This is a genomic window from Azospirillum sp., assembly GCF_035627195.1.
In the GTDB taxonomy this organism is placed as follows: Bacteria; Pseudomonadota; Alphaproteobacteria; order Azospirillales; family Azospirillaceae; genus Azospirillum.
The window spans coordinates 17,949-42,476 of sequence record NZ_DASPMG010000359.1 but is presented as its reverse complement, the minus strand read 5'-3'; the positions used below and the strand labels follow the sequence as shown (position 1 = coordinate 42,476).

The 24,528-nt window shown below is 71.0% G+C and carries 20 protein-coding genes; 15 read left to right on the top strand and 5 right to left on the bottom strand.

Annotated features, from left to right (window positions below; translation table 11 throughout):
- Position 1: 1 nt before the first annotated feature.
- From VED21_RS31890 to VED21_RS31845, 10 genes are all read left to right on the top strand, one after another.
- Positions 2-1,204, top strand: coding sequence for an aromatic ring-hydroxylating dioxygenase subunit alpha (locus VED21_RS31890; protein ID WP_324889740.1), 1,203 nt, complete (start codon positions 2-4; stop codon positions 1,202-1,204).
- Positions 1,205-1,222: 18 nt separating this feature from the next.
- Positions 1,223-1,564, top strand: coding sequence for a hypothetical protein (locus VED21_RS31885; RefSeq protein ID WP_324889738.1), 342 nt, complete (start codon positions 1,223-1,225; stop codon positions 1,562-1,564).
- 49 nt (positions 1,565-1,613) lie between these two features.
- A complete protein-coding gene (locus VED21_RS31880; protein ID WP_324889736.1) occupies positions 1,614-2,099 on the top strand; it encodes a nuclear transport factor 2 family protein in 486 nt (161 codons plus the stop codon).
- A gap of 34 nt (positions 2,100-2,133) precedes the next feature.
- Positions 2,134-3,399, top strand: a complete 1,266-nt coding sequence (locus VED21_RS31875; protein WP_324889734.1) for a styrene monooxygenase/indole monooxygenase family protein — start codon at positions 2,134-2,136, stop codon at positions 3,397-3,399.
- Positions 3,389-3,922: a flavin reductase family protein gene (locus VED21_RS31870; protein ID WP_324889732.1), complete on the top strand. Its 534-nt coding sequence runs from the start codon at positions 3,389-3,391 to the stop codon at positions 3,920-3,922. The genes VED21_RS31875 and VED21_RS31870 overlap by 11 nt, the downstream gene beginning before the upstream one ends.
- Positions 3,923-3,938: 16 nt before the next feature.
- A complete protein-coding gene (locus VED21_RS31865; protein WP_324889730.1) occupies positions 3,939-4,742 on the top strand; it encodes a glucose 1-dehydrogenase in 804 nt (267 codons plus the stop codon).
- Positions 4,743-4,748: 6 nt separating this feature from the next.
- Positions 4,749-5,051: a non-heme iron oxygenase ferredoxin subunit gene (locus VED21_RS31860; RefSeq protein ID WP_324889728.1), complete on the top strand. Its 303-nt coding sequence runs from the start codon at positions 4,749-4,751 to the stop codon at positions 5,049-5,051.
- A gap of 2 nt (positions 5,052-5,053) precedes the next feature.
- Positions 5,054-6,049 carry a 2Fe-2S iron-sulfur cluster binding domain-containing protein gene (locus tag VED21_RS31855; protein ID WP_324889726.1) on the top strand — a complete coding sequence of 332 codons (996 nt, stop codon included), beginning with the start codon at positions 5,054-5,056 and terminating at the stop codon, positions 6,047-6,049.
- 35 nt (positions 6,050-6,084) lie between these two features.
- On the top strand, positions 6,085-7,005 hold the full coding sequence (locus VED21_RS31850) for a catechol 2,3-dioxygenase (protein WP_324889724.1): 921 nt from the start codon (positions 6,085-6,087) through the stop codon (positions 7,003-7,005).
- A 114-nt stretch (positions 7,006-7,119) separates the two neighbouring features.
- Positions 7,120-10,587: a pyruvate carboxylase gene (locus VED21_RS31845; protein ID WP_324889722.1), complete on the top strand. Its 3,468-nt coding sequence runs from the start codon at positions 7,120-7,122 to the stop codon at positions 10,585-10,587.
- Positions 10,588-11,000: 413 nt separating this feature from the next.
- On the opposite strand, the gene VED21_RS31840 is transcribed toward VED21_RS31845, so the two are convergent.
- From VED21_RS31840 to VED21_RS31820, 5 genes are all read right to left on the bottom strand, one after another.
- Positions 11,001-12,275 (bottom strand): DUF1329 domain-containing protein, encoded by a 1,275-nt coding sequence (locus VED21_RS31840; protein WP_324889720.1) that lies wholly within the window; start codon positions 12,273-12,275, stop codon positions 11,001-11,003.
- 26 nt (positions 12,276-12,301) lie between these two features.
- Complete coding sequence (locus VED21_RS31835; RefSeq protein ID WP_324889718.1) at positions 12,302-13,849, bottom strand: DUF1302 family protein; 1,548 nt, start codon at positions 13,847-13,849, stop codon at positions 12,302-12,304.
- Positions 13,850-13,904: 55 nt separating this feature from the next.
- Positions 13,905-16,292, bottom strand: a complete 2,388-nt coding sequence (locus VED21_RS31830) for an efflux RND transporter permease subunit (RefSeq protein ID WP_324889717.1) — start codon at positions 16,290-16,292, stop codon at positions 13,905-13,907.
- Positions 16,293-16,316: 24 nt separating this feature from the next.
- Positions 16,317-17,306, bottom strand: a complete 990-nt coding sequence (locus tag VED21_RS31825; RefSeq protein ID WP_324889715.1) for a hypothetical protein — start codon at positions 17,304-17,306, stop codon at positions 16,317-16,319.
- Between the two features lie 118 nt (positions 17,307-17,424).
- On the bottom strand, positions 17,425-18,204 hold the full coding sequence (locus VED21_RS31820) for a glucose 1-dehydrogenase (RefSeq protein WP_324889713.1): 780 nt from the start codon (positions 18,202-18,204) through the stop codon (positions 17,425-17,427).
- A gap of 238 nt (positions 18,205-18,442) precedes the next feature.
- Between VED21_RS31820 and VED21_RS31815 the strand changes: the two genes are divergently transcribed.
- The 5 genes from VED21_RS31815 (at position 18,443) to VED21_RS31795 (ending at position 24,516) form a co-directional block, all read left to right on the top strand.
- Entirely contained in the window at positions 18,443-19,084 is a 642-nt protein-coding gene (locus tag VED21_RS31815; RefSeq protein WP_324889711.1) for a TetR/AcrR family transcriptional regulator, read from the top strand.
- A 95-nt stretch (positions 19,085-19,179) separates the two neighbouring features.
- The gene (locus VED21_RS31810) at positions 19,180-21,165 is read left to right on the top strand and encodes a hydantoinase/oxoprolinase family protein (RefSeq protein WP_324889709.1); all 1,986 of its coding nucleotides are present in this window, start codon (positions 19,180-19,182) and stop codon (positions 21,163-21,165) included.
- A gap of 3 nt (positions 21,166-21,168) precedes the next feature.
- A complete protein-coding gene (locus tag VED21_RS31805) occupies positions 21,169-21,501 on the top strand; it encodes an acetone carboxylase subunit gamma (RefSeq protein ID WP_324889707.1) in 333 nt (110 codons plus the stop codon).
- Positions 21,501-22,352 (top strand): hypothetical protein, encoded by an 852-nt coding sequence (locus VED21_RS31800; RefSeq protein WP_324889705.1) that lies wholly within the window; start codon positions 21,501-21,503, stop codon positions 22,350-22,352. Before VED21_RS31805 ends, VED21_RS31800 begins: the two co-directional genes overlap by 1 nt.
- A gap of 25 nt (positions 22,353-22,377) precedes the next feature.
- On the top strand, positions 22,378-24,516 hold the full coding sequence (locus VED21_RS31795) for a hydantoinase/oxoprolinase family protein (RefSeq protein ID WP_324889703.1): 2,139 nt from the start codon (positions 22,378-22,380) through the stop codon (positions 24,514-24,516).
- Positions 24,517-24,528: the final 12 nt, after the last annotated feature.

Genomic DNA, 24,528 nt, shown 5'->3' with positions numbered 1-24,528 from the left:
CATGAACGCCCAAGCCAAGATCAAGTGGGCCGAGAAGTTCCCCGAACTCGGCACCGGCCCCATTCCCGTCGAGCCCTGCGTCTCACCCGAGTTCTACGCCAGGGAGATCGACAAGGTCTTCAAGAGGAGCTGGCTGAAGGTCGCCCGCGTCGAGGAGATCGCCAAGCCCGGCGACTTCAAGGTGAAGAAGCTGGCGTTCGCCGACACCTCCGTCATCCTGGTGCGCGGCAAGGACGGCAAGGTGCGCGGCTTCCACAACACCTGTTCGCACCGCGGCAACAAGGTGATCGTGGAGACCGGCGACGAGACGTTCGGCAGCAGCCGGGCGGCGGTGATGACCTGCCGCTTCCACGGCTGGGTCTACGACGCCAAGGGCGACCTCCTGGCCGTGCCGGAGGAGGACAAGTTCCACGCCTGCTTCGTGAAGGGCGAAAACGGCCTGACCCCGGTTCTCACCGACGTGTGGGAAGGCTTCGTCTTCATCAAGCTGCAGGACGACGACGGTGTCGGCCTGGCCGACTTCCTGGGCGGTCTGGGCCATCACCTGTCGGGCTTCCCGTACGACCAGATGACGCAGTGCTTCAGCTACTACACCGAGCTGAACTGCAACTGGAAGGTCGCGCACGACGCCTTCGCCGAGGCCTACCACGTGGCGACGATCCACGCCGGCTCGTTCCCGAACGTCTTCTCCTCGGGCCTGCAGAACGTCGAGCTGTTCGGACCCCACCGCACCAGCGCGGTGTGCCTGAGCATGGACAACGAGCCGACGCCGGTTGCCAAGCTCGCCAATTCGCTGGCCGGCGCGTCGCTGGTGGCGCAGCGCGGCGCCTCCATGCTGCCGCCGACGGTCAACCCCGACCGGCGCGACGACTTCTCCTTCGAACTCAGCGTCGCCTTCCCCAACCTGCTGCTGCACGTCTCCGAAGGGATCTGGTTCACCCACCAGTTCTGGCCGCTGGCGCACAACCGCACCCGCTGGGAGGGCAAGTACTACGTCCGCGCGCCGCAGACCAACAGCCAGCGCTGGGCCATCGAGTTCGCCCAGGTCCTGCAGCGCAACGCCTGGCTGGAGGACACGGCGACCATGGAGGACACCCAGACGGCGCTGGAATCCGGGGCCAAGTCGGTGATGCACCTGCAGGACGACGAGGTGCTGATCCGCCACGGCTACCACGCCATCGAACAATACATGGCCGCGCGCTGAGCGCCGGGAGACGCCGACATGAACATTCACTTCCCCAAGTCCTTCGAAACGCTCGAACCGCTGGCCGCCGAGTGGGCGCTGCCGACGCAGAACGCCCGCCAGGGCAAGCGCATCCGCTCCACCACCGGCGAGCTGCGGGCCTTCTACAACGCCATGCTGCCGCTGCTGCCGGAGATCATGGCCTACATCGACCGCTTCCCGCTGGGCGAGATCCCGGCGGAGGCCAAGCCCCTCTACCACATGGCGCTCGCCCTGGCCGAGGTGGCGCCGCACGTGGAGCTGTACGGCGGCGACCCCAAGGTGCCGCACAGCTTCGACGAGCACCGCTTCGTCGCCGAGCATGGCGAGTTCGTCAACTAACGGTGCCGCCGCCGGGCGAACCCCGGCGGCGCTCGCCAGGAGGCACCGCATGACGCAGGACCTGGAACGGCGCCTGGCGCGGCTGGAGGCGGCGGAGGCGATCCGCACGCTGATCGGCCGCTACGCCGAGGGGGCGGACCGGCGCAACGATCCGGCGCTGATGCGCCCGCTGTTCGCCGACGACGCGGTGTGGGAGGCGGCCGGCTTCGGCCGCTTCACCGGCGGCGACGCCATCGCCGCGGAATTAGGCCGCATCGGGCGCGAGCAGATCATCTGGACCATGCACTACATGGTCTCGCCCACTGTCGCGCCCGCCGCCGACGGCCGGACCGCCCGCGCCGGCTGGTCCCTGTGGGAACTGGCGCGGATCGCCGACGCCAGCCCCGGAGCCGGAGCCGAGGCAGCCGACCACTGGATCGCCGGCGTCTACGACGCCGAGCTGCGCCGCGAGGGCGAGCGCTGGGTCTTCACCCGCGTCACGCTGACGGTGAAGCTCCTTAATCCCCGGAACCAGGACTGGCGTCCGCTCCGCTGATACCTCCCAACACGATCACAAAAGGGCAGGGGACATGCGCAACATCGCGATCATCGGGGCCGGGCAAGCCGGCCTCCACCTGGGCTTCGGCCTGCTCGACAAGGGCTACCGGGTGACCATCCACAGCGACCGCACGCCCGAGCAGGTGCTGCACGGGCGGTTGCCGAGCACCGCCTTCATCTTCGAGAGCACGTTGCGCATGGAGCGCGCGCTGGGCCTCAACTTCTGGGAGGATCTGGCGCCCTACGGAGAGGGCATCCACGTCGATTTCCGCGACCCCACCGGCCAGACCATGCTGACCGTGCAGGGGCGGCTGCACGGCAACCGCGGGCAGGCGCTGGACCAGCGGACCAAGTTTTCCCGCTGGATGGAGGAGTTCGCCCGGCGCGGCGGCGAACTGGTCTACGGCTCGGTCGGGGTGAGCGAACTGGACGAGATCGCCGGCCGGCACGACCTGACCATGGTGGTGGCCGGCAAGGGTGCGGTGACCGGCCTGTTCGAACGCGACGAGGAGCGCTCCGTCCATGCCCGGCCACCGCGCCAGCTGGCGGCGGTGCTGGCGACCGGGCCGAAGCTGACGGGCGACCGCCCGTGGCCGGAGATCCCGTTCCGCCCGCTGCGCTTCAACTTCATCGCCGGTGTGGGCGAGTACTTCTCGCTGCCCTTCTACACCCACACCACGGGCGAGTGCCGCAGCTTCCTGTTCGAAGCGATCCCCGACGGCCCGATGGACGTGTTCGGCGGGGTGCGCGACGGCGACGAGATGCTGGCCGCCATGCGCGAGGTCGTCGCCCGCTTCACCCCCGACGATCTGGAGCACCTTGAGGGTATCGAGATCACCGATCCGGGCGCATGGCTGAAGGGCTCCTTCACGCCGGTGGTGCGCAAGCCGGCGCTGCGGCTGGCGTCGGGCCGCGTGGTGATGGGCGTGGGCGACACGGTCTGCCTCAACGACCCCATCGCCGGGCAGGGCGCCAACAACGCCTCGCGCATGGCCGACGCCATCCTGAAGGCCATCGTCGCGCACGGCTCCGCCCCGTTCGAGGCGGACTGGATGACCGAGGTGTTCGACCGCTTCTGGGAAAGCTCGGGCAAGCACACCACGCGCTTCACCAACCTTCTCCTCAATCCGCCGCCGCCGGCCACCATGCAGGTGCTGGGTGCGGCGTCGCAGAACGCCACCATCGCGGACGCGGTGGTCGGCGCCTTCAACAACCCGCCCGACTTCTTCCCCTGGATCGAGGACGAGGCGGCGGCCCGCGCCTTCATCGCCGAGAGGAGCGCCGAACATGCCGCATGAGACCAGCGCCGGGCCCTGGGTCCGCGACAGCGCCCCCGACGACTCCCGCGACCTGCGCCGGGCGCTGGGCACCTTCGCCACCGGCGTCACCGTGGTGACGACGGTGGGGGAGGGCGGGCAGCCCATCGGCCTGACCGTCAACTCCTTCAGCTCCGTCTCGATGGAGCCGCCGCTGGTGCTGTGGAGCCTTGTTTTGAAGTCGCCGCAGCTGCCGGTGTTCCGCAGCGCCCCGCACTTCGCCGTCAACATCCTGTCCGACGTGCAGGAAGCGCTGTGCCGGCAATTCGCCGCCCCGGTTCCCGACCGCTTCGCCGGCGTGGCGTGGCGGCCCGGCATCGGCGGCGTGCCGGTGATCGAGGGGGCGGTCGCGCAGTTCGAATGCGTGACGGAGACCTCCCACCCCGGCGGCGACCACGAGATCTTCATCGGCCGCATCGCGCGCTACCGCTGGAGCGAGCGGACGCCGCTGCTCTTCTGCAACGGCGCGCTGCGCACCCTGCCCGCCGCCGTCGCGGCCGCCTGAGCCAAGGAGGACAACCATGTCGAAAGCAGTTCTGCCGGGCTTGGCGGGCAAGGTCGCCATCATCACCGGCGGCGCCACCAGCATCGGCGCCGCCGTGGTCCGCGCCTTCGCCGGGGCGGGCGGGCGCGTCGCCATCGCCGACATCCAGGCCGACGCCGGCCGGCGGCTGGCCGAAGAGTTGGGGACGGACGCGCAGTTCGTCGCCACCGACCTGACCGACGACGCGCAGATCGACGCCTGCGTCGCCGCCACCGTTGAGCGGTTCGGGCGCATCGATTTCCTGGTCAACGTGGCCTGCGCCTACGTCGACCAGGGCTTCGCGACGACGCGCGCGGAGTGGCGGACGGCGCTGGACGTCAACCTGATCGGCGGCGTCATGATGGCCCGCGCCGTCCACCCGCACATGGTGGCGGCCGGCGGGGGCGCCATCGTCAACTTCGGCAGCGTCAGCGGCCGGGTGGCGCAGGCCGGCCGCTGGACCTATCCGGCCAGCAAGGCGGCCGTCATGCAGGTGACGCGCAGCCAGGCGCTGGACCTCGCCCGCGACCGCATCCGCGTGAACTCCGTATCGCCGGGTTGGACGTGGTCGGCCATCCTCGACCAGCTGTCGAAGGGCGACATGGACAAGGTCAACGCGGTGGCCGCGCCCTTCCATCCGCTGGGGCGCATCGGGCTGGCCGAAGAGGTCGCCAACGCCGTGCTCTACCTGTGTTCGGATCAGGCGTCCTTCGTCACCGGGACGGATCTGGCGGTGGACGGCGGCTATGGGGCGATCGGGCCCGAGCGCGGCGAGGCGGCCATCGCCGCCCTGATGGGGTAGGCGGCCATGATGTACCTGTGCGAGGTGAGCGACGTCGCCGAGGGTGCTGCCAAGCGCATCGACCTGCCGGAACGACCGCCGCTGGCGGTGTTCCGCCTGCCCGCCGGCATCTTCGTCACCGACGACACCTGCACCCACGGGCTGGCGTCGCTGTCGGAAGGGGAGATCGACGACGGCGTGGTCGAGTGCCCCTGGCACCAGGGCGCCTTCGACATCGCCACCGGCAAGCCGTGCGGCGCGCCCTGCACCATCCCGCTGCGCACGCACCGGGCGGTGGTGTCGGACGGCAAGGTGTTCCTGGAGGAATGAACATGCACACCATCCGGTTGGCCGGCGGCCCCGCGTTCCCGTGCGCCGACGGCGACACCATCCTGCGCGCCGGCCTGCGCGAGGGGCTGGGCCTGTCGTACGAGTGCAGCGTCGGTTCCTGCGGGGTCTGCAAGTTCGAACTGGTGGACGGGGCGGTGGAGGACCTGCGCCCCGACGCGCCGGGCCTGTCGGAGCGCGACCGCCGCAAGGGCCGGCGGCTCGCCTGCCAGTCGCGGCCGGCCGGGGACTGCACCGTCGCCATGCGCCTGGACGACGCCATCCGTCCGCCGGTGCGGCCGCAGCGCCGGTCCGCCGTGCTGGAGGCGGCGCGGAGGCTGACGCACGACCTGAGCGAGTTCACATTCCGCACGGACGGAGCGGCGGACTTCCTGCCGGGGCAGTACGCGCTGCTCCAGCTTCCCGGCCTTGCCGCGCCGCGTGCCTATTCCATGGCGAACACGCCGAACGGCGAGGGCGTCTGGCAGTTCATCGTGCGGCGGGTGCCGGACGGTGCTGGAACGGCCGCGCTGTTCGCGATGGCGGCGGGTGCGCGCGTGTCCCTCGACGCGCCGTACGGGCAGGCCTACCTGCGCCCGTCGCCGCGCGACGTGGTCTGCGTCGCCGGCGGGTCCGGGCTGGCGCCGATGCTGTCCATCGCCCGCGCCTTCGCCGAAGGGCCGGCGGACGGGCGGCGGCTGACGCTGTACTATGGCGCGCGGGCGGCGCGGGACGTGTGCGGCGAGGCGGAAGTGGCGGCGCTGCCGGGCTTCGGGACCCGCATCCGCTACGTCCCCGCCGTGTCCGACCCGGAGGACGGCGGGTTCGCTGGCCGCCGTGGCTTCATCCACGAGGTCATGGCGGACGACCTCGGCCGGTGCTTCGACGGCTGCGACGTCTATTGCGCGGGGCCGCCGCCGATGACCCTGGCGCTGGAGGATCTGCTCGTCCGCGAGGCGGGCCTGCCGGTCGACCGGCTGCGCTTCGACCGGTTCTTCTGAGCCGACACAAACACCAGAACCAGGAGGGAACACCCATGGCACTGACAGGCGTGCTGCGCCCCGGCTTCATCCAGATCCGCGTCCTCGACCTTGCGGCGGCGGAGGCCCACTACGTCGACCGCATCGGCCTCAACAAAGTCGGCACCGGCGCCGATGGTCGCCTCTACCTGAAGGCGTGGGACGAGTTCGACCGCCATTCCATCATCCTGCGCAAGGCCGACACCGCCGGCATGGACGTGATGGGCTTCAAGGTCGCCTCCGATGCCGACCTGGATGGATTTGAAAAGCGCATCACCGATTGGGGCCTGACGGTCGACCATGTGCCGGAGGGCGAGCAGCCCGGCGTCGGCCGCCGCATCGGCTTCACCATCCCGTCCGGCCACCGGATCGAACTCTATGCGTCGATGGAGCTGTCGGAAACCCATCCCCCCATCGAGAACCCGCACGTGTGGCCGAAGGAGCCGCATGGCATGAAGGCCACGCGCTTCGACCACGCGCTGCTCTACGGCCCGGACATCGAGAAGAACCTCGCCTTCTTCACCGAGGCCCTGGACTTCGCGTTGGCCGAGAAAGTGGACACGCCGGACGGCGTGCTGGGGATCTGGCTGACCTGCTCGAACAAGGCGCACGACATCGCCTTCGTCCGCCACGCAGAGCCCGGCAGGTTCCACCACGTGTCGTTCCACCTGGAAAGCTGGATGGACGTGGGCCACGCCGCCGACATCATGGCGCGCTACGACATCTCCATCGACGTCGGGCCGACGCGGCACGGCATCACGCGCGGGCAGACCATCTACTTCTTCGACCCCTCGGGCAACCGCAACGAGGTGTTCGCCGGCGGCTACATCCACTACCCCGACAACCCCATCCGCTCCTGGGGTCCGGAGGAACTGGGTCGCGGCATCTTCTACTACGAGCGCCGCCTCAACGACGCCTTCCTGTCGGTCGTGACGTAACCACCGCCGTTCCTTGCGTGCGTCCTCCCCACTCGCCGTTCCCGCACGACGGGAGCGGCGCTTTTTTTCCGTGTTTCACCCGGCACCGCGTCCGGGCCTCGACAGGAACAAGGCATGGTTTCCCCCCAAGTCCGCTTCGAAACGGTCCGCTTCCGCAAACTTCTGGTCGCCAACCGCGGCGAGATCGCCATCCGCGTGTTCCGCGCCGCGACCGAGCTGGGCATCCCCACGGTGGCGGTCTACTCCACCGAGGACCGCTTCGCGCTGCACCGCTTCAAGGCCGACGAGAGCTACCTGATCGGCCAAGGCAAGGGACCGATCGAGGCCTACCTGGACACCGACGCCATCATCGCCGTCGCCAAGCGGACCGGTGCCGACGCCATCCACCCCGGCTACGGCTTCCTCTCCGAAAACCCGGCCTTCGCCGACGCCTGCCATGACGCCGGCATCACCTTCGTCGGCCCCTCGTCCGACACCATGCGCCTGCTCGGCAACAAGGTCGCCGCCCGCAATCTGGCGGTGTCGGCCGGCGTCCCGGTCATGCCCGCCACCGGCGCCCTGCCCGACGATGTGGAGGAGGCCGCCCGAATGGCCGAGGCCGTCGGCTACCCCCTCATGCTCAAGGCCAGCTGGGGCGGCGGCGGGCGCGGCATGCGCATCGTGGAGACCGCCAAGGACCTGCCCGACGCCCTTTCCGCCGCCCGGCGCGAGGCCCAGGCCGCCTTCGGCAACGGCGAGGTCTACCTGGAAAAGCTCGTCCGCCGTGCCCGCCACGTGGAGGTGCAGGTGCTGGGCGACGCCCACGGCACCCTCGTCCACCTGTTCGAGCGCGACTGCACCATCCAGCGCCGAAACCAGAAGGTCGTCGAGCGTGCGCCGGCCGTCTACCTCACCGCGGACGAGCGCGCCGCCTTGTGCGACGCCGCCCTCAAGCTCGCCAAGGCGGCCGGCTACCGCAACGCCGGCACGGTGGAGTTCCTGATGGACGCCGAGACCGGCGCCTTCTACTTCATCGAGGTCAACCCCCGCATCCAGGTCGAGCACACCATCACCGAGGTCGCCACCGGCATCGACCTCGTCAAGGCGCAGATCCGGATAGCCGCCGGCGCCGCCATCGGCACGCCCGACAGCGGCGTCCCGTCCCAGGCCGACATCCGCATCACCGGCCACGCCATCCAGTGCCGCCTGACCACCGAGGACCCGGACAACAGCTTCATCCCCGACTATGGCCGCATCACCGCCTACCGCGGCGCCAACGGCTTCGGCATCCGCCTGGACGGCGGCACCGCGTTCTCCGGCGCGCTGATCACCCGCCACTACGACAGCCTGCTGGAAAAGGTGATCGCCTGGGCGCCGACGCCGGACGAGGCGATAGCCCGCATGGACCGGGCGCTGCGCGAGTTTCGCATCCGCGGCGTCGCCACCAACCTCGCTTTCCTGGAGACGCTGATCGCGCACCCGCAGTTCCGTGCCGGCACCTACACCACCCGCTTCATCGATACCACGCCCGCGTTGTTCCAGCACCCGCCGCGCCGCGACCGCGCCACCAAGCTGCTGAGCTTCATCGCCGAGGTGATGGTCAACGGCAACCCGGAACTCAAAGGGAAGGCCGTGCCCCGCCCGGCCGAGCCGAAGGCCCCCGTCGTCCCCCTGGAGCCGCCGCCGCCGGGTCTCAAGCAGCGCCTGACGCTGGACGGTGCCGAGGCGGTGGCCAAATGGATGCGCCAGCAGTCGCGCGTGCTGGTCACCGACACCACCATGCGCGACGCCCACCAGTCGCTGCTGGCCACCCGCGTGCGCACGCACGATCTCACCGCCGTGGCGCCGGCCTACGCGCGCCTGCTGCCGCAGCTGTTCTCGGTGGAGTGCTGGGGCGGCGCCACCTTCGACGTCGCCATGCGCTTCCTCCGGGAAGACCCGTGGGAGCGGCTGGAGCGGCTGCGCGCCGCCATGCCCAACCTGCTGCTGCAGATGCTGCTGCGCGCCTCCAACGCGGTGGGCTACGCCAACTACCCCGACAACGTGGTGCGCCACTTCGTGAAACAGGCGGCGGCCGGCGGGGTGGACGTGTTCCGCGTCTTCGACAGCCTGAACGGGGTCGACAACATGCGCGTCGCCATCGATGCGGTGCGCGGCACCGGCGCCATCTGCGAGGCGGCGATCTGCTACACCGGCGACCTGCTGGACCCGCGCCGGCCGAAGTACGGGCTGTCGTACTACGTGGGCCTCGCCAGGGAGCTGGAGGCGGCCGGCGCCCACGTCCTGGGCATCAAGGACATGGCCGGCCTGTGCAAGCCGGCGGCCGCCGCCCTGCTGGTGCGCACCCTGCGCGAGGAGGTGGGCCTGCCCGTCCACTTCCACACGCACGACACCTCCGGCGCCTCGGCGGCCAGCGTGCTGGCGGCGGTGGAGGCCGGGGTGGACGCGGTGGACGCCGCCATGGACAGCCTGTCGGGCCTGACCTCGCAGCCGCCCTTGGGCTCCATCGTCGCGGCGCTGAAGCACACGGCGCGCGACACCGGTCTGGACGACGCCGCCATTACCCGGCTGTCGTACTATTGGGAGCAGGTGCGGCGCGGCTACGCGCCCTTCGAGAGCGACGTCCGCGCCGGCTCGTCGGAGGTGTACGTGCACGAGATGCCCGGCGGCCAGTACACGAACCTGCGCGAGCAGGCGCGCTCGCTCGGCCTGGAGGAGCATTGGGAGGAGGTGGTGCGCGCCTACGCCGCGGTGAACCGGCTGTTCGGCGACATCGTCAAGGTGACGCCGACCTCCAAGGTGGTTGGCGACATGGCGCTGATGATGGTGAGCGGCGGGCTGACGGAGGCCGACGTGCTCGATCCGGCCCGGGAGATCGCCTTCCCCGGGTCCGTCGTGCAACTGATGCGCGGCGAACTGGGCCAGCCGCCGGGCGGCTTCCCGGAGGCACTGCAGCGCAAGGTGCTGAAGGGCGAGGCGCCGCTGGCCGTGCGGCCGGGTGCCGCGATGCCACCGCTCGACCTCGACGCCGCGCGGGCGGAGGCGGCGAAGGCCGCAGGCGGGCCGGTGGATGAACGGCGCCTCGCCTCGCACCTGATGTACCCCAAGGTGTTCGCCGACTTCGCCCGGCACCGCGCCGCCTACGGCGACGTATCGGTGCTGTCCACGCCGGTGTTCTTCCACGGCCTTGAGGCGGGCGAGGAGGTGAGCATCGAACTGGAGCCGGGCAAGGCGCTGCTGGTGCGCTATCTGGCGACCAGCGAGGCGGACGAGCAGGGCCGGCGCGCCGTGTTCTTCGAGCTGAACGGCCAGCCGCGCACGATCAAGGTGGCGGACCGCTCGGTTACCCCGGCGCGGCCGGCGCACCCCAAGGCGGACGACCACGACGCCAACCAGATCGGCGCACCCATGCCCGGTCTGGTCGGCGCCATCCTGGTGCGTCCGGGCCAGCGGGTGGAGGCGGGCGACGCGCTGGTGTCGCTGGAGGCCATGAAGATGGAGACCACCGTACGCGCCGAACGTGCCGGCACGGTGGAGCGCGTCGTCGCCGAAACCGGCCGCAACGTGGAGACCAAGGACCTGCTGGTCGTGCTGGCGCCATGATCGGACGAGCTGAGACATGGTTTGTTGACATTGCGCTCTGGCTACCAGCCGATCAGCCGTTTGATGGGCGACCCGGAACACCGTGTGCTTGTCGGGGTAGAAGGCCACCGGCCGGCCATGCGCCACCATCTCAGCCGCGCTTCACACGACGGAGAACTGACATTTCTGCTTTGCCAGACCGCGACATTCTAGCTTTGCGTCTACAGGCGTCATGTCTCATAAGATATATTATGGAAATAATAAGCCGGCTGCGCACATGGCGGAAAGTGCTGCGGAGGTTCCGCGTGTCCGCCGGCCTTGGGCCGTTTCCGAAATCAGGGAGCCCCAAAAAAGGCGGGCCCGGCGCGGTGCCGGGCCCGAGTCCCGGCGCCGCCCAGATGGCGCCGGGGGAGAGAACCGCGGGACCGGCGGGATCAGCCGCCGCCGATCGCTTCCAGCACGCCGACGCTCAGCTCGTTCTCCGTCGCCTTCGGGTCGTTGTAGACCGGCTGCGGCGTCGACAGGAACAGCGTGCCGTGGTTGCGCTTGAAGTCGTACATGCCGCCGGCGTAGGTGCCGACGACGGGATTGCCCTCCATGTCGCGCTCGTTCTTGCTGATCCAGGTGCCCCACTTCCAGAACTCGCCGCGCTTGTCGTAGATCTCGGTGAAGCGGGGCAGCGGGTACTGCGCGTCGATGTACAGGATCTTCTTGCCGTAGGGGTGCTCGGGCGGCGGCGTCGTCTCCACCACGTGCACCTCGCGCGGCTCGTAGGCGACGGTCGGGTACCAGTACGGCGCCTTGGTGAGGTCGAGCGCGGGGTACATGTCCTTGCGGTTGCCGGCGTCCGGGCGCCACAGAACGGCGTCGGTGTTGGCGGGTGCCAGCACCCAGCGCTTGCCCAGGTACTTCAGGCCCTTGTACCAGCTGGGGTGGGCGTTGAAGGTGTCGACGTCGTCGTTGACCATGTCGGTGCCGCCGCCGACCGGGTCCATCCAGCTGGAGCCCGAAATGGTGCGCACGCGCCGCACGGAGCGGACGTAGGCCCAGCTGCGCGCCACGTCGCCGGTCATGAACTGGGCGCTCAGCATGCCGGTGCCGCGCATGTCGAACGGCTCCAGCGCCACCAGGATCTCCTTGGCGCGCACGGTGCCGTCGCCCAGCGTCAGCTTGCCCTGCGGGTCGCAGTAGCGGCCCACCATGTTGATGCGGCTGAAGCGCCAGAGCATCTCGCGCTCGATGCCGCTGGTGCCGTCGAAGGTGACGAAGGTGTAGCGCGGCTGGCTCCAGTAGCAGCCGACCGGCTGGCCAACCAGCAGGTTCCACACCGCCTTCGTCCCGGCCTGCGGGTCATTGGCGTCGATGGCCGGAAACGGCACGCCGGCCTGCCAGTTCTCCAGCCCCTTGCCGTCGGCGATCTTCACCTGCCCGGCGCGGTTCTTGTCCGTCCACTCCTGGTAGCGGCGGTCCACCGTCCAGGGCTGCGCCGCCTTCAGGGTGATGGTCAGCCCCTTCTCGCGCACCTGCCAGGCCAGCCGGTCGGGCAGCAGGCTGGCAATCGTCTTGCCCTGGAAGGTGTCCTTCATCCGCGCATCCAGGTTGCGCGCGTCGATCACCGTGCCGGGCGTCAGCTCGGCGGCGCCCGCGGCGCCGGCCGCGGCGGCGCAGGCCAGCACGCCGGCGGCGCACAGCTTGGCCAACTGTCTCATGTCGTTTCCTCCGTGGCTGGGTCGGGTCAGAACTGGTAGGTGGCGCGCACCACGAACTGCGAGTTGTTGTCAAAGAAGCTGATGAAGCCGACGTCGCTGGAGCGGTCGGCCTGCGACGACTGGGCACCGCGGGCGAAGAACAGGTCGGCCTCGGCGCGGATGCGCAGGTGGTCGCCGATGACGAAGTCCACGCTGGGGATGACGAAGCCGCCGCCGTAGCTGATGTCCCAGCCGGCGGCGAGGCCCGGCTTCACCGTGTCGTTGAAGTAGCTGAGCTGGAGGACGCCGGTCAGGGTGAAGGCGTGCTGCTTCAGCTTCGTCTGGAAGCCCGGCCAGTACAGCAGGTTGTCGCTGTCCTTCAGCCCCGGGTGCCAGCTGTCGAACAGCTGGAAGGAGAGGAAGGAGCTGCCGTCGGTGCCCAGCACGTCGCGCAGGTCGACGTTGAAGTCGCTGCGCACCATCCAGCGCACGAGGTCGGTCTTGCGGATGCCCACCGCGTCGCGCGGGATGGCCCCGGCGCTGACCAGGAAGGCCGGGTAGAGCCCGGTGCCGCCCAGGTTGTCGTAGTTGTAGGGCATGTCCGGGATGTAGGCGACCTCGGTCGACAGCACCGCGTCGATGGCCGGCACGTAGCTGGACGCCGTGGCGCCGAAGACGTTCACGGTGGGGTGGAAGTCGTCGCCGAGCATGCCGCCCGGCGTGCGCCCGCCGTAGGGGTTGGCGGCCGGGTTGACGATGGGGTCGGGCCGGAAGGTGCGCAGGTAGAGCAGCGAGTAGTTAATGTCCCCGGCGATCATGCCGCGCCAGCGCCCGCCGTAGGTCGGGTCGCGCACGTCGCCGTCGGGGTGGCGCGGGTCGCGGCCGACGAAGCCGTCGCGCCAGAAGCCGCGGTAGGGCTGCGGCGACCAGCGCCCGCCCCAGGTGTCGAAGGTGTTGCCGACGTCGCGCCCCCGGTCCAGGCCCGGCCGCACGAAGGCCTGCAGCGAGCCGTCCAGTTCCGGCACCTGCACGATGGCGTTGGCGAGGATGAGCGGCTTGCGCAACTCCTCGTTCTCCGTCTCCAGCATGGCGCGCCAGCTGTAGTCGAAGCCGTGCACCATGTCGGAGGCGACGAAGAAGTCCGTCTCGCCCCACACCACCTGCTGCTTGCCCAACCGCACCGTCAGCCGGTCGAGCGTGGTCTCGGCCCAGAATTCACGCAGGTCGAGCGTGTTGTACTTCTTCATCAGGTCGCTGCCGCCGGCCGCCCCCTGGCGCTCCAGGTCGTGCATCCAGCCGGTCTCGACCTCGCCCGCTGCGCGGCCGCTGGCGAACAGTTTCAGCCCCGGCGTGGACAGCGTGGTGTCCAGGCGCAGCTGCGAGCGCGCCATGCTCAGCCGCCCGCGGTCGCCGTCCGCCGTGTCCGGCATGTCGTTCAGGTTGAACGACACCCACTGCCGGACGTAGCCGTTGACCGACAGCCGGGCGTCGCCGCCCAGTTCCCAGCTGGCCGCCCCCGCCGGGCCGGCTCCCGTCGCCAGCGCCAGCGCGACCGCCGCGCCGGCCAGCACCCTCTTCCCAGACGTACCCTTCATTTGGTGTTTCCTCCCAAGCGTGCCCCTCGGCCCCGGCCCGTCCGGGGCCGGCGGGTCATTCCCCCGCGCACTTCCAGGCCAGCCCGCCCCCGTCGGGGTGGGCCGGCACCTTGCCGGCGCCGCCCGCGTGCGGGCGGACGCCGACCACGAACTCCGGCTTGAAGATCACCACCAGCGCCGGCATGAGCACGAGCGCCGCCGTGGCCGACACCATCAGCCACACGCCCATCAAGAGCCCCATCTCGGCCTGGAACTTCAGCGACGACGCCGCCCACACGAAGACGCTGAGGCACAGCGTGACGCCGGTGATCAGCACCGCCCGGCCCGAGCCGCGCAGGGACGCGTGCACGGCCGCCGGCAGCGGCCGGCCGCGCGCGATCTCCTCGCGCATGCGGTCGACGACGTAGAAGGCGTAGTCGACGCCCAACCCGATGCCGAGTGCGGCCACCGGCAGCGTGTTGATGTTCATGCCGATGCCCACCGCCGCCATCAGGCAGAAGGTGACCGCGTTGGACAGCATCACCGGCACCATGAAGACGATGCCCGATCCCGCGTCGCGGTAGGCGAACAGGCAGCAGGCCACCACCACCAGGAGCGCCAGCGCGATGGAGCGGATCTGGTCGGCCAGGATGATCTCGTTGATGGCGGCGGTGTTGCCGACCACGCCGCCGGCCAGCCGGAACTCCACGCCCGGCACCGGGTGCTCGGCGAGGTAGCGCTTGATGCGGCCGATGGCCGTCGCCACCGTGTCGCCGCGCCGGTCGGTGAAGAAGGCGGTGATCGAGGCGTTGCGGTACTGCGCGTCGAAGAACAGCGCCGTGTCGCTGGCGTCCAGGCCGGTGCCGAAGAAGTACAGCATCTCGCCGATGGCCATGCGGTCGTCGGGCAGGTCCTGGTAACGCGGGTTGCCCTCGTGGATGGTGCGGTTGATGGCCGGGATTAGGTCGGCGATGGACACCGTGGCGCCGATCTCCGGCTGCGCCTCCATGAAGCGCTGCAGGTCGCGCATGGCGCGCAGCACGTCCGGCCGCTTGATCGCGTCGGGCTCGTTCCCGGCGACGACGATGAACATGCGGTCGGCCCCGTGGAACTTGGCGTTGATCGCCGCCGCCGCGCGGTTGTAGGCGGAATCCGGCCACAGGATGGGCGAGCCGGCCGAGGCGTCGCCGATCGACAGGTGGAACGAGTACGCGAAGGAGCCGGCGAAGACCGCCGCCGCCGCCGCCGCCACCCAGCCGCGCCGCCGCCCCAGCGCCAGCCGCGCGCAGCCGTCCAGCAACCGGTCGAGCAGCGGTGTGACGTCGGCGCGCAGCCGGAAGCCCACCGGGGCCGGCACGTAGGACAGCAGGATCGGCGTCAGCAGCACGCTGGTCACCAGGATGGTGGCGACCCAGATGCAGCCGATGATCGCCACCTTTTCCAGAAGCGGGATGGGCGTCAGCGCGACGATGGCGATGCCGCCGGCATCGGTCAGCACGCCCAGCGTGCCGGGCTTGAACAGCTCGACGATGGTGCGCTCGGCGGCCTTGAGCGGGTTCAGCCCGTCGATCAGCACGCGGTCGTCGAAGTGCGCCACCACCTGCACGGAGTGTGACACGGACCGCGCCGAGATCAGGAAGGCCACCACCACGACCAGCGGATCGAAGGAGAAGCCCAGCATCCGCGCGAAGCCCAGCGCCCACACGGCACTCGCCAGCCCGGCCAGCAGCGGCAGCGCCGTGCCGCGCACCGAGCGCGCGGTGACGAAGAGGATCAGCGCCGTCAGCAGCACGGTGGCCAGGAACACCGCCACCGTCTCCGGCAGGTGCTGCGCCACCCAGCCGTAGAGCACCGGCTCGCCCACCACGTGGGCGGTGACGCCGGGGACGCGGTGCCGTTCGACGATCTCCGCCACCTGCTCGAACACCGCCTTGTGGTCGACGGCGTTCTCGTAGAAGTCAGCGGTGACCAGTGCCGCCTTGAGGTCGGCGGAGACGTAGCGGCCGAAGACCAGCGGGTTGCTGACCACGGCGCGCTGCAGCGCCGCGACGGCCTCCGCGCCCTGCGGTGCCTCCGGCCACATCAGCGGGCGCGATTCGATGCCTTTGTCGTCGGCCCGCACCTCGGTCATCTTGCGCGCGGCCAGCGAGTTGATCTGGAAGGGGTTGACGCCCTTCACGTACTCCAGGTCGCGGGTGATGCCCTGGACGGCGCGCAGCACGTCCGCGCGGAAGACGGTGCCCTCCTCCACCTCCAGCATGACCGACACCATGTTGGCGCTGCCGAAGGAGGTGCGGAAGGCGCGGTCCACGGCGACGTAGGCGTGGTCGCGCGGCAGCAGGTCGGCAAGGTCGGTGCGCACCTGGATCTGCGTGGCGAACCAGGCGACCACCGTCGAGGCGGCGATCATGGCCGCCAGCAGCGGCAGGCGGAAACGGATGATCAGGGCGGCGATGCGCTCCATGGCGTCACGTGCTCCGGCGGGCCATCAGCCCGGAAAGGGGATGAAACGGTGCGTGTCGTGGCCGGCGGCGATCCAGCCGGCGCCGGCGCCGGCCGCCAGCAGGCGGTCGCCGACGCGCAGCAGCGCCGCCCGCCACGCCGGCACGCCGCCGGCCAGCGGCACGGCGTGCGCGTCGCCGGCCTTGATCGTGCCGGCCAGCACCGCGCCGCGGTCGCCCACGGCGGTCCAGCGGCCATCGGCGCAGGTCACGGCGAACAGCGGCTCGCGCGTCGGGGTGGCGACCGGCGTCCAGCTGGCGCCGCCGTCGGCGGTCAGCACCACCGTGCCCTCCAGCCCGACGGCGACGCCGGTGGCGCCGCCGCAGGCGGCGGTGGCCGTCAGGCTGCGGGGTGCGGCCTCCACGGTCGTCCAGGTGCGGCCGCCGTCGGTGGTGGCGCGGGCCTCGCCGAACTCCCCGACCACCCAGCCGGTGGCCGCGTCGGCGAAGGCGATGCCGTTGAGGCCGACGTCGCGCGGCGCGGCGGCCACGGCGAAGCTGCCGCCGCGGTCGGCGGAGACGAGCAGCGTGCCCATCTCCCCCGCCACCCACAGCCGGCCGGCACCGTCCAGCGCGGCGGCCAGCAGGCGGTGCGGCTTGTCGATCGGCAGCGACACCCGCCGCCACGCCGCGCCGCCGTCGCGGGTCGCCACCACGGCGCCGTCGGCGCCCACCGCCACACCTTCCGAGGCCGACCACGCGACGATGGCCTGCAGCATCCCTGTGGTGCCGGAGCGCTGGACCTGCCAACTCCGCCCGCCGTCGTCGGAGCGGACGATCTTGCCCTCCGACCCGGCCAGCCACAGCACGCCGTCGGCGGGTGCGGCGGCGCCGAGGAACAGGTCGCGCGGGGCCAGCGCCGGTTCGGCCACGGCGTGGACCACGGGCTCCAGCTTCACGGCGAACACGGCGCCGATCAGGCCGGCGATGATGAGGAAGGGGCCGGCCTTCGCCAGCAGCCCCAAGGCGCGTCGCATGCGCGTGCTCCCGGACAGGAATCCAGTGCGAACGTTCGTTCCAGAAATGGGCATGAGCGTCGCTGCGAAGCCCCTTTCCCGCACGGGGAGAGGGGCTTCGGGAAGCGGCCCCCCGGCGTCAGAGCGCGGTGTAGCCGCCGTCGACGACCAGGGAGGAGCCGGTCATGAAGCTCGATTCGGCACTCGCCAGGAAGACGATGCCGTCGGCGATCTCCTCCGGCTTCCCGATGCGGCCGATGGGGTGCAGCTGGGTGAAGAAGGCGACCGCCTCCTCGTTGCTGGCCGCACCGGTGGCCTTGCGCGCCATCTCCACGCCCGCGCGGGTGTCGATCAGGCCGGGGTGGATGGCGTTGACGCGGATGTTGTAGCCGCGCTGGCCGCAGTAGGTGGCGGCACTCTTGGTCAGCATCAGGACCGCACCCTTGCTGGCGCTGTAGGCGGCCAGCGACGGCGCGCCGATGAAGGAGGCGACCGAGGCGACGTTGACGATGGCGCCGCCGCCTGTCTCCTTCATGGCGCGGATCGCCTTCTGGGTACCGAGAAAGGTGCCGTCGACGTTGATGCCCATGATGCGGCGCCAGTCCTCCAGCGACACCGTCTCGATGTCGTTGTAGGTGCCGAGCCCGGCGTTGTTGACCAGCACGTCCAGCCGGCCGTGCCGGCCGAGCACCGATTCGAACACGGCGTCCCACTGCGCGGCGTCGGCCACGTCATGGTGCAGGAACGCGGCGTCCGCGCCGCCGTCGCGCAGCTCCGCCGCCAGCGCCTCGCCGGCCGCATCGTCGATGTCGGTCAGGGTGACGCGGGCCCCCTCGCGGACCAGCGCGCGGGTGGTGGCGGCGCCGATTCCGTTGGCGGCGCCGGTGACGATGCAGACCTTGTCCTTCAGACGGGTCATGGTGGTTTCCTCCCGAGGATGCGACGTCCGTCCGCATGGCGCACCGTTCGCCGGGCCATGCATCGAACGTTCGTTCAATTGGCGTTGGGACAATTAGAGCGCACACAAATCCGTTTGACAAGCGTTTTTACATGTGGTTGGGTTTGAATCGAACGATCGCTCTAGAAGCCGCGGCCGGCCCGCGGCGCGGCGGCACCGCCGGGGCGAAACGACAAGAATGAACACCGGGAGGACGAGGATGACCGCAGCCAGCACCAGGAATCGGCGGACCGCCGCCGGGCCGGCACGTCCGGGCGAGGACGGCGCCAGCTCGCGCGACGTGCTCCTGCAGACGGCGCTGGACTTCTTCTCGACGCGCGGCTTCAGCGGCACGTCGATCCGCGACATCGCCAACGCGCTGGGCGTCAGCGTGTCGAACATCTACCACTACTTCGGCAGCAAGGAAGGTCTCTGGCTGGAGATCATGGAGTATTCGGTCAAGGCCCTGCCCCAGCGCCTCGAAAGCGCCCTGGCCGGCCTCGAAGACCCGCTGGCGCGGGTCGAGGCGCTGGTCAAGGCGCACCTGACCGTCTCCACCAGCCACCAGCGCGAACTGCGGATGATCTTCATCGAGCAGGACCGCCTGACGGTCGGCGGCGACAAGGTCAACCACGACGTCCAGCGCGAGGTGCTGGCCATCTACATCCGCGAGCTGGAGGCGCTGCGCGCCGCCGGCATCGTCCGCACCAGGCACCTGAAGATCCTCGCCTTCAACGTGCTGGGCGTCGTCAACTGGCAGCTTCGCTGGTACCGCGGCGACGGCCCGCTGCCGGCCGACGACGTGCACCGCGAGATCATCGACTTCATCCTGCACGGCCTGCACGGGCCCACGCCCGGCTGAGCCGGCACCCACCACCCGCCAGGACGCCGCGGCCACAACGCGGCGCATGAGCAAGGTCCGGGGCCATCGCGCCCCCCGGGAGGAATACGCACGCCATGGGCTACACCATCGACATCGACACCGGAGGCACGTTCACCGACGGCTTCTTCGCGCACGGCGAGGAGTTCCGCACGGTGAAGGTGCCGACCACCCCGCACGACCTCACATCCTGCTTCCTCGACTGCATCCGCGCCGGCGCCGACGCCTTCGGCGTCCCGGCGGCGCGCCTGCTGCGCGAGGCGGAGGTGGTGCGCTTCTCCAACACCATCGGCACCAACGCCATCATCGAACGCACCGGCGCCAAGGTCGGCCTGATCGTCACCAGGGGATGCGAGACCCTCGCCCCCGCCACGGACGCCGAGGGCAAGGCGCCGCTGGTCGCCCCCGACATGGTGCTGGGCCTGGGCGACGGCGACGACGTGCTGGAGACGGCGCAGACGCTGATCGACCGCGGCGCCCACTGTCTGGTCGTGGCGCTGCACGGCGCCGACGCCGACCCGGCGGCGGAGCGCGCGGTGCGCGCCGCCATCAAGGCGGAATACCCGCGCGACTACCTGGGCTCGGTCCCGGTGTTCCTGTCGACCGACGTCACCCGCCGCTCCGGCTACCAGGAGCGGATCAACAGCGCCGTGCTGAACGCCTACATCCACGGCAAGCTGACGCGCCTGCTCTACAAGGCGGGCGAGGACCTGCGGCGCAGCGACTTCCCCGGGCAGCTGCTGATCGGCCACAACAACGGGGCGGCGGCCCGCGTCGCCAAGACGCGCGCCATCAACACCTACAACTCCGGCCCCGCCGCCGGCCTGCTGGGTGCCCGCGAGATCGGCGCGCTGTACGGCGCGGAGCTGGTGGTGTCCGGCGACATGGGCGGCACCTCCTTCGACATCGGCTTCGTCCGCGCCGGGGAGACGAGCCACGCCCTGCGCCCGGACGTCGAGGGGTTCCGCTGCAGCCTGCCCATGCTGGCGATCCGCGCGCTGGGTGCCGGCGGCGGCTCCATCGCCACGGCAACGGGCGGCACGGTGCAGGTCGGCCCGCGCTCGGCCGGCGCCCTGCCCGGCCCGGCCTGCTTCGACCTGGGCGGGACGGAGCCGACGGTGACCGACGCCAACCTCGTCCTCGGCCTGCTCGACCCCGAGTACTTCCTTGGCGGGCACAAGCGGCTCAACGCCGCCAAGGCGGCGGCGGCGCTGGAATCGCGGATCGCCGGCCCGCTGGGCGTGCCGGTGGAGGAAGCCGCGTGGCGCGTGCGCGCCGCCGTCGACGCCGGCATGGGCCGCGCCACCCGGCACCTGTGCGAGGAAGTCGGCGGGCGCGACCCGTTGATGGTGGTGTACGGCGGTGCCGGGCCGCTGCACGCCTGCGCCGTGGCCGAGGCGGCGGGCATCCGCCGCATCGTCGTGACGCCCTTCTCGGCGGTGTTCTCCGCCTATTCCTCGTCGCTGATGGACGTCGGCCACCTCTACCACACGCGGGTGTCCACGACGTTGCGCCCGGCCGGCGACATGGCCGAACTGGCCGCAGCGCTGGACGACATGCGCGCCCGCGCCGAGCGCGACATGCGCGGCGAGGGCTTCGCGGCGGAACAGGTGCACTGGGCGGTCGAGCTGATCGTGCAGTCCGGCACCTCAGGGGCGGAGACGCGCCTCACCACCGCGCCCGGCTTCCACCGTGACCTGCAGGCGCTGGAGGAGCTGTCGCGGCAGGCTGCCGCTGCGCTGGGCGGCGACGTGGAGGACGACCTGATCGTCACCACCGCCGGGCTGTTCGCCAGCGCGCCGGTGCCGCACTTCCGTCTGCGCCCGGTGCCGGTCGCCAGCACCCGCGTGGAGGACGCGGCGCGCGGCCGGCGCTCCGTCTACCTGGGGCCGCAGGCCGGACGGGTGACCGTGCCGGTCTTCGACCGCGCCAAACTCGGCCACGGCCACGCGCTGCAGGGCGCCTGCATCGTCGAATCCGAGCAGACCACCGTCTACGTGCCCGCCGGCTGGTCGGCCGCCGTGGACCGCTTCGATAACCTCGTGCTGGAGATGGGGGCCTGAGCCATGAAGGTGCGGATCACCGAAAACCTGGACATCGACCTGCCGCGCGAGAGCTGGTGCTGCCACGCCTGCGGCCACGCGCTGACCAGTGCCAGGGCCAGCTACAAGACCGGCTGCGTGGTCGCCGAAGTGCCGCTGGAGGAGGCGCACCCGCCGCTGGTGGAGGGGCAGGCCTATCGCTTCACCCCCGATCCCGACTTCTGCCGCCTGCTGGAGTTCTATTGCCCCGGCTGCGGCGCGCTGATCGAGAACGAGTACCTGCCGCCCGGCCACCCGATCACCCACGACATCGAACTGGACATCGACGCGCTGAAAGCGCGGCACGGGGTGTCCTGATGGCGGACGGACGCACCCTGTTCACGGCGCTGGCGCGCGGCGAGCCGCCGCCGCGCCCCCTGTTCCTGCCGCTGGCGGAAGGGCTGGGCGCCCGCGTCGCCGGTTCCGACCCGGCGGCGCTGGAGGCCGACCCCGACCTGCGCGCCCGCGCCGTGCGGCAGGCCACGGCGCTGGTCGGCGGCGACGCCCTGTGCTTCGGCTTCGAGGACGCCTTCGATGCGGATGACGAGCGGTTCGCCCGCTTCGCCGACACGCTGAAACGCGCGTTCGAGCCGGCGCGCAGCGGCCTCGGCTGCGTCGCCGCATTGCCCGGCCCGGCGACCCTGGCGCGGCGGCTGTCGGGGAGCGTGGACAAGGAGGCGCTCGACGCCGCGCGGCCGGTGCTCACCCGCATGGCCGAGGCCGTCTGCCAGACCCGCCCCGACCTGCTGGTGTTCGTCGAGGACGCCGCCGCGCGCGCCGTGCCGGTGGACGGCGCCCTGAAGCGCGCCTACGCGGCGGCGCGCAAGGTCGCCGCCTACTACGACGCCGGCACCGCCGTGCACGTGTCCGGCTGGACCGACGCCGTGGAGGAGGCTCGGCGCCTCGCACCGCTCGGCCTCGACTTCCTGTGGCTCGGGTCGGGCGGCACCGCCGATGCGGCGGCCGTGGCGGCGGCGCTGGGCGAAGGGAACTGGCGCGGCGCCGTGCTGCCCCTGCCGCTGGACGACCCGCCGGCCGCGGCGGCGCTGGCCGCTGCGGCGGCGAAACTGGCGATCCTGGCGCTCACCTCGGCCGGGCCGCTGGCGGCGGACGCCGACCTGGAACGGATCATCGCGACGAAGACGGCCCTCGGTGCCCTGCACCGCTGAACGGCCGCTACCGGAGGAGACACCCATGGGCTTCAACGTCGGCATCGACATCGGCGGCACCTTCACCGACCTCTGTTCGGTGGGCGCCGATGGCCGCATCGTCACCTGCAAGACCCCGACCACGCACTACGACCTGTCCGTCGGCTTCATGCGCGGCGTGCGCGAGCTGGCGCGCCGCTGCGGCCTGTCCATGCCGCAGTACCTGGAGCGGGTGGAGGCGCTGCGCTACTCCACCACCGTCGGCACCAACGCGCTGATCGAGCGCACCGGGCCGAAGCTGGGCCTGATCACCACCGCCGGCTTCGAGGACACCATCTTCATCGGCCGCGGCCGCAGCTGGGCCGACGGCGCCTCGGTGCACGAGGCGCGCGACATGGCCACCATCGAGAAGCCGCTGCCGCTGATCGCACCCGACATGGTGGTCGGCGTGCGCGAGCGCCTGGACTGCAACGGCACCGTCGTCATGCCGCTGACCCGCGAGGAGATCCTGGAGAAGCTGCAGACGCTGGTCGACCGCGGCGCCATGGGCTTCGTCGTGTCCACCCTGTGGTCCTTCGTCAACCCGGTGCACGAGCGCCTGATCAAACAGGTGATCGAGGAGGAGTATCCGGAGGACTACCTGGGCGCCCTGCCGGTCACCCTGTCCAGCGAAGTGTCGCCCAAGTCCGGCGAGTACACCCGCACCATGACGGCGGTGGTCAACGCCTACATCCACGGCATCATGGCCCAGGAACTCAGCAAGCTGGGGACCGAGCTGCGCACCGCCGGCTACGCCAAGCCCGTCATCCTCGTCCACAACACCGGCGGCACCAAGAAGGTGTCGCGCACCCGCGCCGTGCTGACGCACAACGCCGGCCCGGTGGCGGGCATGCACGGCGCCGCACGGCTGGGCGGACTGGCCGGCTGGCGCGACATCGTCTTCACCGACATGGGCGGCACGTCCTTCGACATCGGCGTGGTGGCCGGGGGCGAGCTGCGCGCGCAGGACTTCATCCCGGTCATCGACCGCTGGCGCACCAACATCCCGGCCATCGAGGTGAAGTCGATCGGGGCCGGCGGCGGCTCCATCGCCTGGGTCAACGCGCTGATGGGCGGGCAGCTGGAGGTGGGGCCGCAGTCGGCCGGCTCCATGCCCGGCCCGGCCTGCTACGACCAGGGCGGCACGGAACCCACGGTGACCGACGCCGACCTCGTGCTGGGCTACCTCAACCCCGACAACTACCTGGGCGGCGACATGCCGCTGGACGCCGAGGCGTCGGAGCGGGTGATCAGCGAGAAGGTCGCCAAACCGCTGGGCATCTCCACGGTCGAGGCGGCGTGGCGCATCCGCCGGCTGGTCGATGCCCGCATGGGCCAGGAGGTGTTCAACGAGGTGGCGCTGAAGGGCCACGACCCGCGCCGCTTCGTCGTCTTCGCCTGCGGCGGGGCCGGGGCCACGCACGCCTGCGGCTTCGCCCCCTACATCGGCGCCAGGACGGTGGTGGTGCCGGCCGTTTCCTCCGTCTCCGGCGCGTTCGGCGCGTCGAGCATGGAGATCAGCCAGGTGTGGGAGCAGTCGCGCACGCTGAAGCTGTTCCGCTACGACCAGCAGGCCTACCTGGCCGACCTCGGCGCCTTCAACGGCGTGGTGGAGAGCCTGCGCGATCAGGCGCTGCGCGACCTGCGCCTGGAGGGTTTCGGGGCGGAGCGGGTGCGGCTGCGCCTCGACCTCGATATGCGCTACGGCAGCCAGTACAACCTGACCAAGGTGACGGCGCCGAAGCTGACGCTGGACAACACCACCGACGTCGAGGCGCTGTGCGCCGCCTTCACCGAAGCATACTCGCGCATCTACTCGCCCGAAGCCGCGTTCCCGGCCGGCGGCGTCAACGTCGAGTGCTTCTACCTGACCGCCAGCGTGGTGACGGAGGAAGCGCCGCTCGCCCCCGCCGAAACGGACGGGACGGAGCCGCCGGCGGCGGCGCGGCTGGGCAGCCGCCCGGCCTGCTTCGACCCGGCGGACGGCCACCGCGACACGCCGGTGTTCGGCTGGACCGCGCTGCGGCCGGGCAACGCCATCGACGGCCCGGCGCTGATCGAGGCGCAGGACACGACCTACGTGGTCGAGCCGGGCTGGACCTACCGCATGGACGCGCTGCGCAACGGCATCCTCGAACGCGCCTGACGCCGTCCGAAC

Coding starts and splice junctions, on each gene's coding strand:
- VED21_RS31890 (WP_324889740.1), top strand. CDS start 2: ATGAACGCCCAAGCCAAGATCAAGTGGGCCGAGAAGTTCCCCGAACTC.
- VED21_RS31885 (WP_324889738.1), top strand. CDS start 1,223: ATGAACATTCACTTCCCCAAGTCCTTCGAAACGCTCGAACCGCTGGCC.
- VED21_RS31880 (WP_324889736.1), top strand. CDS start 1,614: ATGACGCAGGACCTGGAACGGCGCCTGGCGCGGCTGGAGGCGGCGGAG.
- VED21_RS31875 (WP_324889734.1), top strand. CDS start 2,134: ATGCGCAACATCGCGATCATCGGGGCCGGGCAAGCCGGCCTCCACCTG.
- VED21_RS31870 (WP_324889732.1), top strand. CDS start 3,389: ATGCCGCATGAGACCAGCGCCGGGCCCTGGGTCCGCGACAGCGCCCCC.
- VED21_RS31865 (WP_324889730.1), top strand. CDS start 3,939: ATGTCGAAAGCAGTTCTGCCGGGCTTGGCGGGCAAGGTCGCCATCATC.
- VED21_RS31860 (WP_324889728.1), top strand. CDS start 4,749: ATGATGTACCTGTGCGAGGTGAGCGACGTCGCCGAGGGTGCTGCCAAG.
- VED21_RS31855 (WP_324889726.1), top strand. CDS start 5,054: ATGCACACCATCCGGTTGGCCGGCGGCCCCGCGTTCCCGTGCGCCGAC.
- VED21_RS31850 (WP_324889724.1), top strand. CDS start 6,085: ATGGCACTGACAGGCGTGCTGCGCCCCGGCTTCATCCAGATCCGCGTC.
- VED21_RS31845 (WP_324889722.1), top strand. CDS start 7,120: ATGGTTTCCCCCCAAGTCCGCTTCGAAACGGTCCGCTTCCGCAAACTT.
- VED21_RS31840 (WP_324889720.1), bottom strand. CDS start 12,275: ATGAGACAGTTGGCCAAGCTGTGCGCCGCCGGCGTGCTGGCCTGCGCC.
- VED21_RS31835 (WP_324889718.1), bottom strand. CDS start 13,849: ATGAAGGGTACGTCTGGGAAGAGGGTGCTGGCCGGCGCGGCGGTCGCG.
- VED21_RS31830 (WP_324889717.1), bottom strand. CDS start 16,292: ATGGAGCGCATCGCCGCCCTGATCATCCGTTTCCGCCTGCCGCTGCTG.
- VED21_RS31825 (WP_324889715.1), bottom strand. CDS start 17,306: ATGCGACGCGCCTTGGGGCTGCTGGCGAAGGCCGGCCCCTTCCTCATC.
- VED21_RS31820 (WP_324889713.1), bottom strand. CDS start 18,204: ATGACCCGTCTGAAGGACAAGGTCTGCATCGTCACCGGCGCCGCCAAC.
- VED21_RS31815 (WP_324889711.1), top strand. CDS start 18,443: ATGACCGCAGCCAGCACCAGGAATCGGCGGACCGCCGCCGGGCCGGCA.
- VED21_RS31810 (WP_324889709.1), top strand. CDS start 19,180: ATGGGCTACACCATCGACATCGACACCGGAGGCACGTTCACCGACGGC.
- VED21_RS31805 (WP_324889707.1), top strand. CDS start 21,169: ATGAAGGTGCGGATCACCGAAAACCTGGACATCGACCTGCCGCGCGAG.
- VED21_RS31800 (WP_324889705.1), top strand. CDS start 21,501: ATGGCGGACGGACGCACCCTGTTCACGGCGCTGGCGCGCGGCGAGCCG.
- VED21_RS31795 (WP_324889703.1), top strand. CDS start 22,378: ATGGGCTTCAACGTCGGCATCGACATCGGCGGCACCTTCACCGACCTC.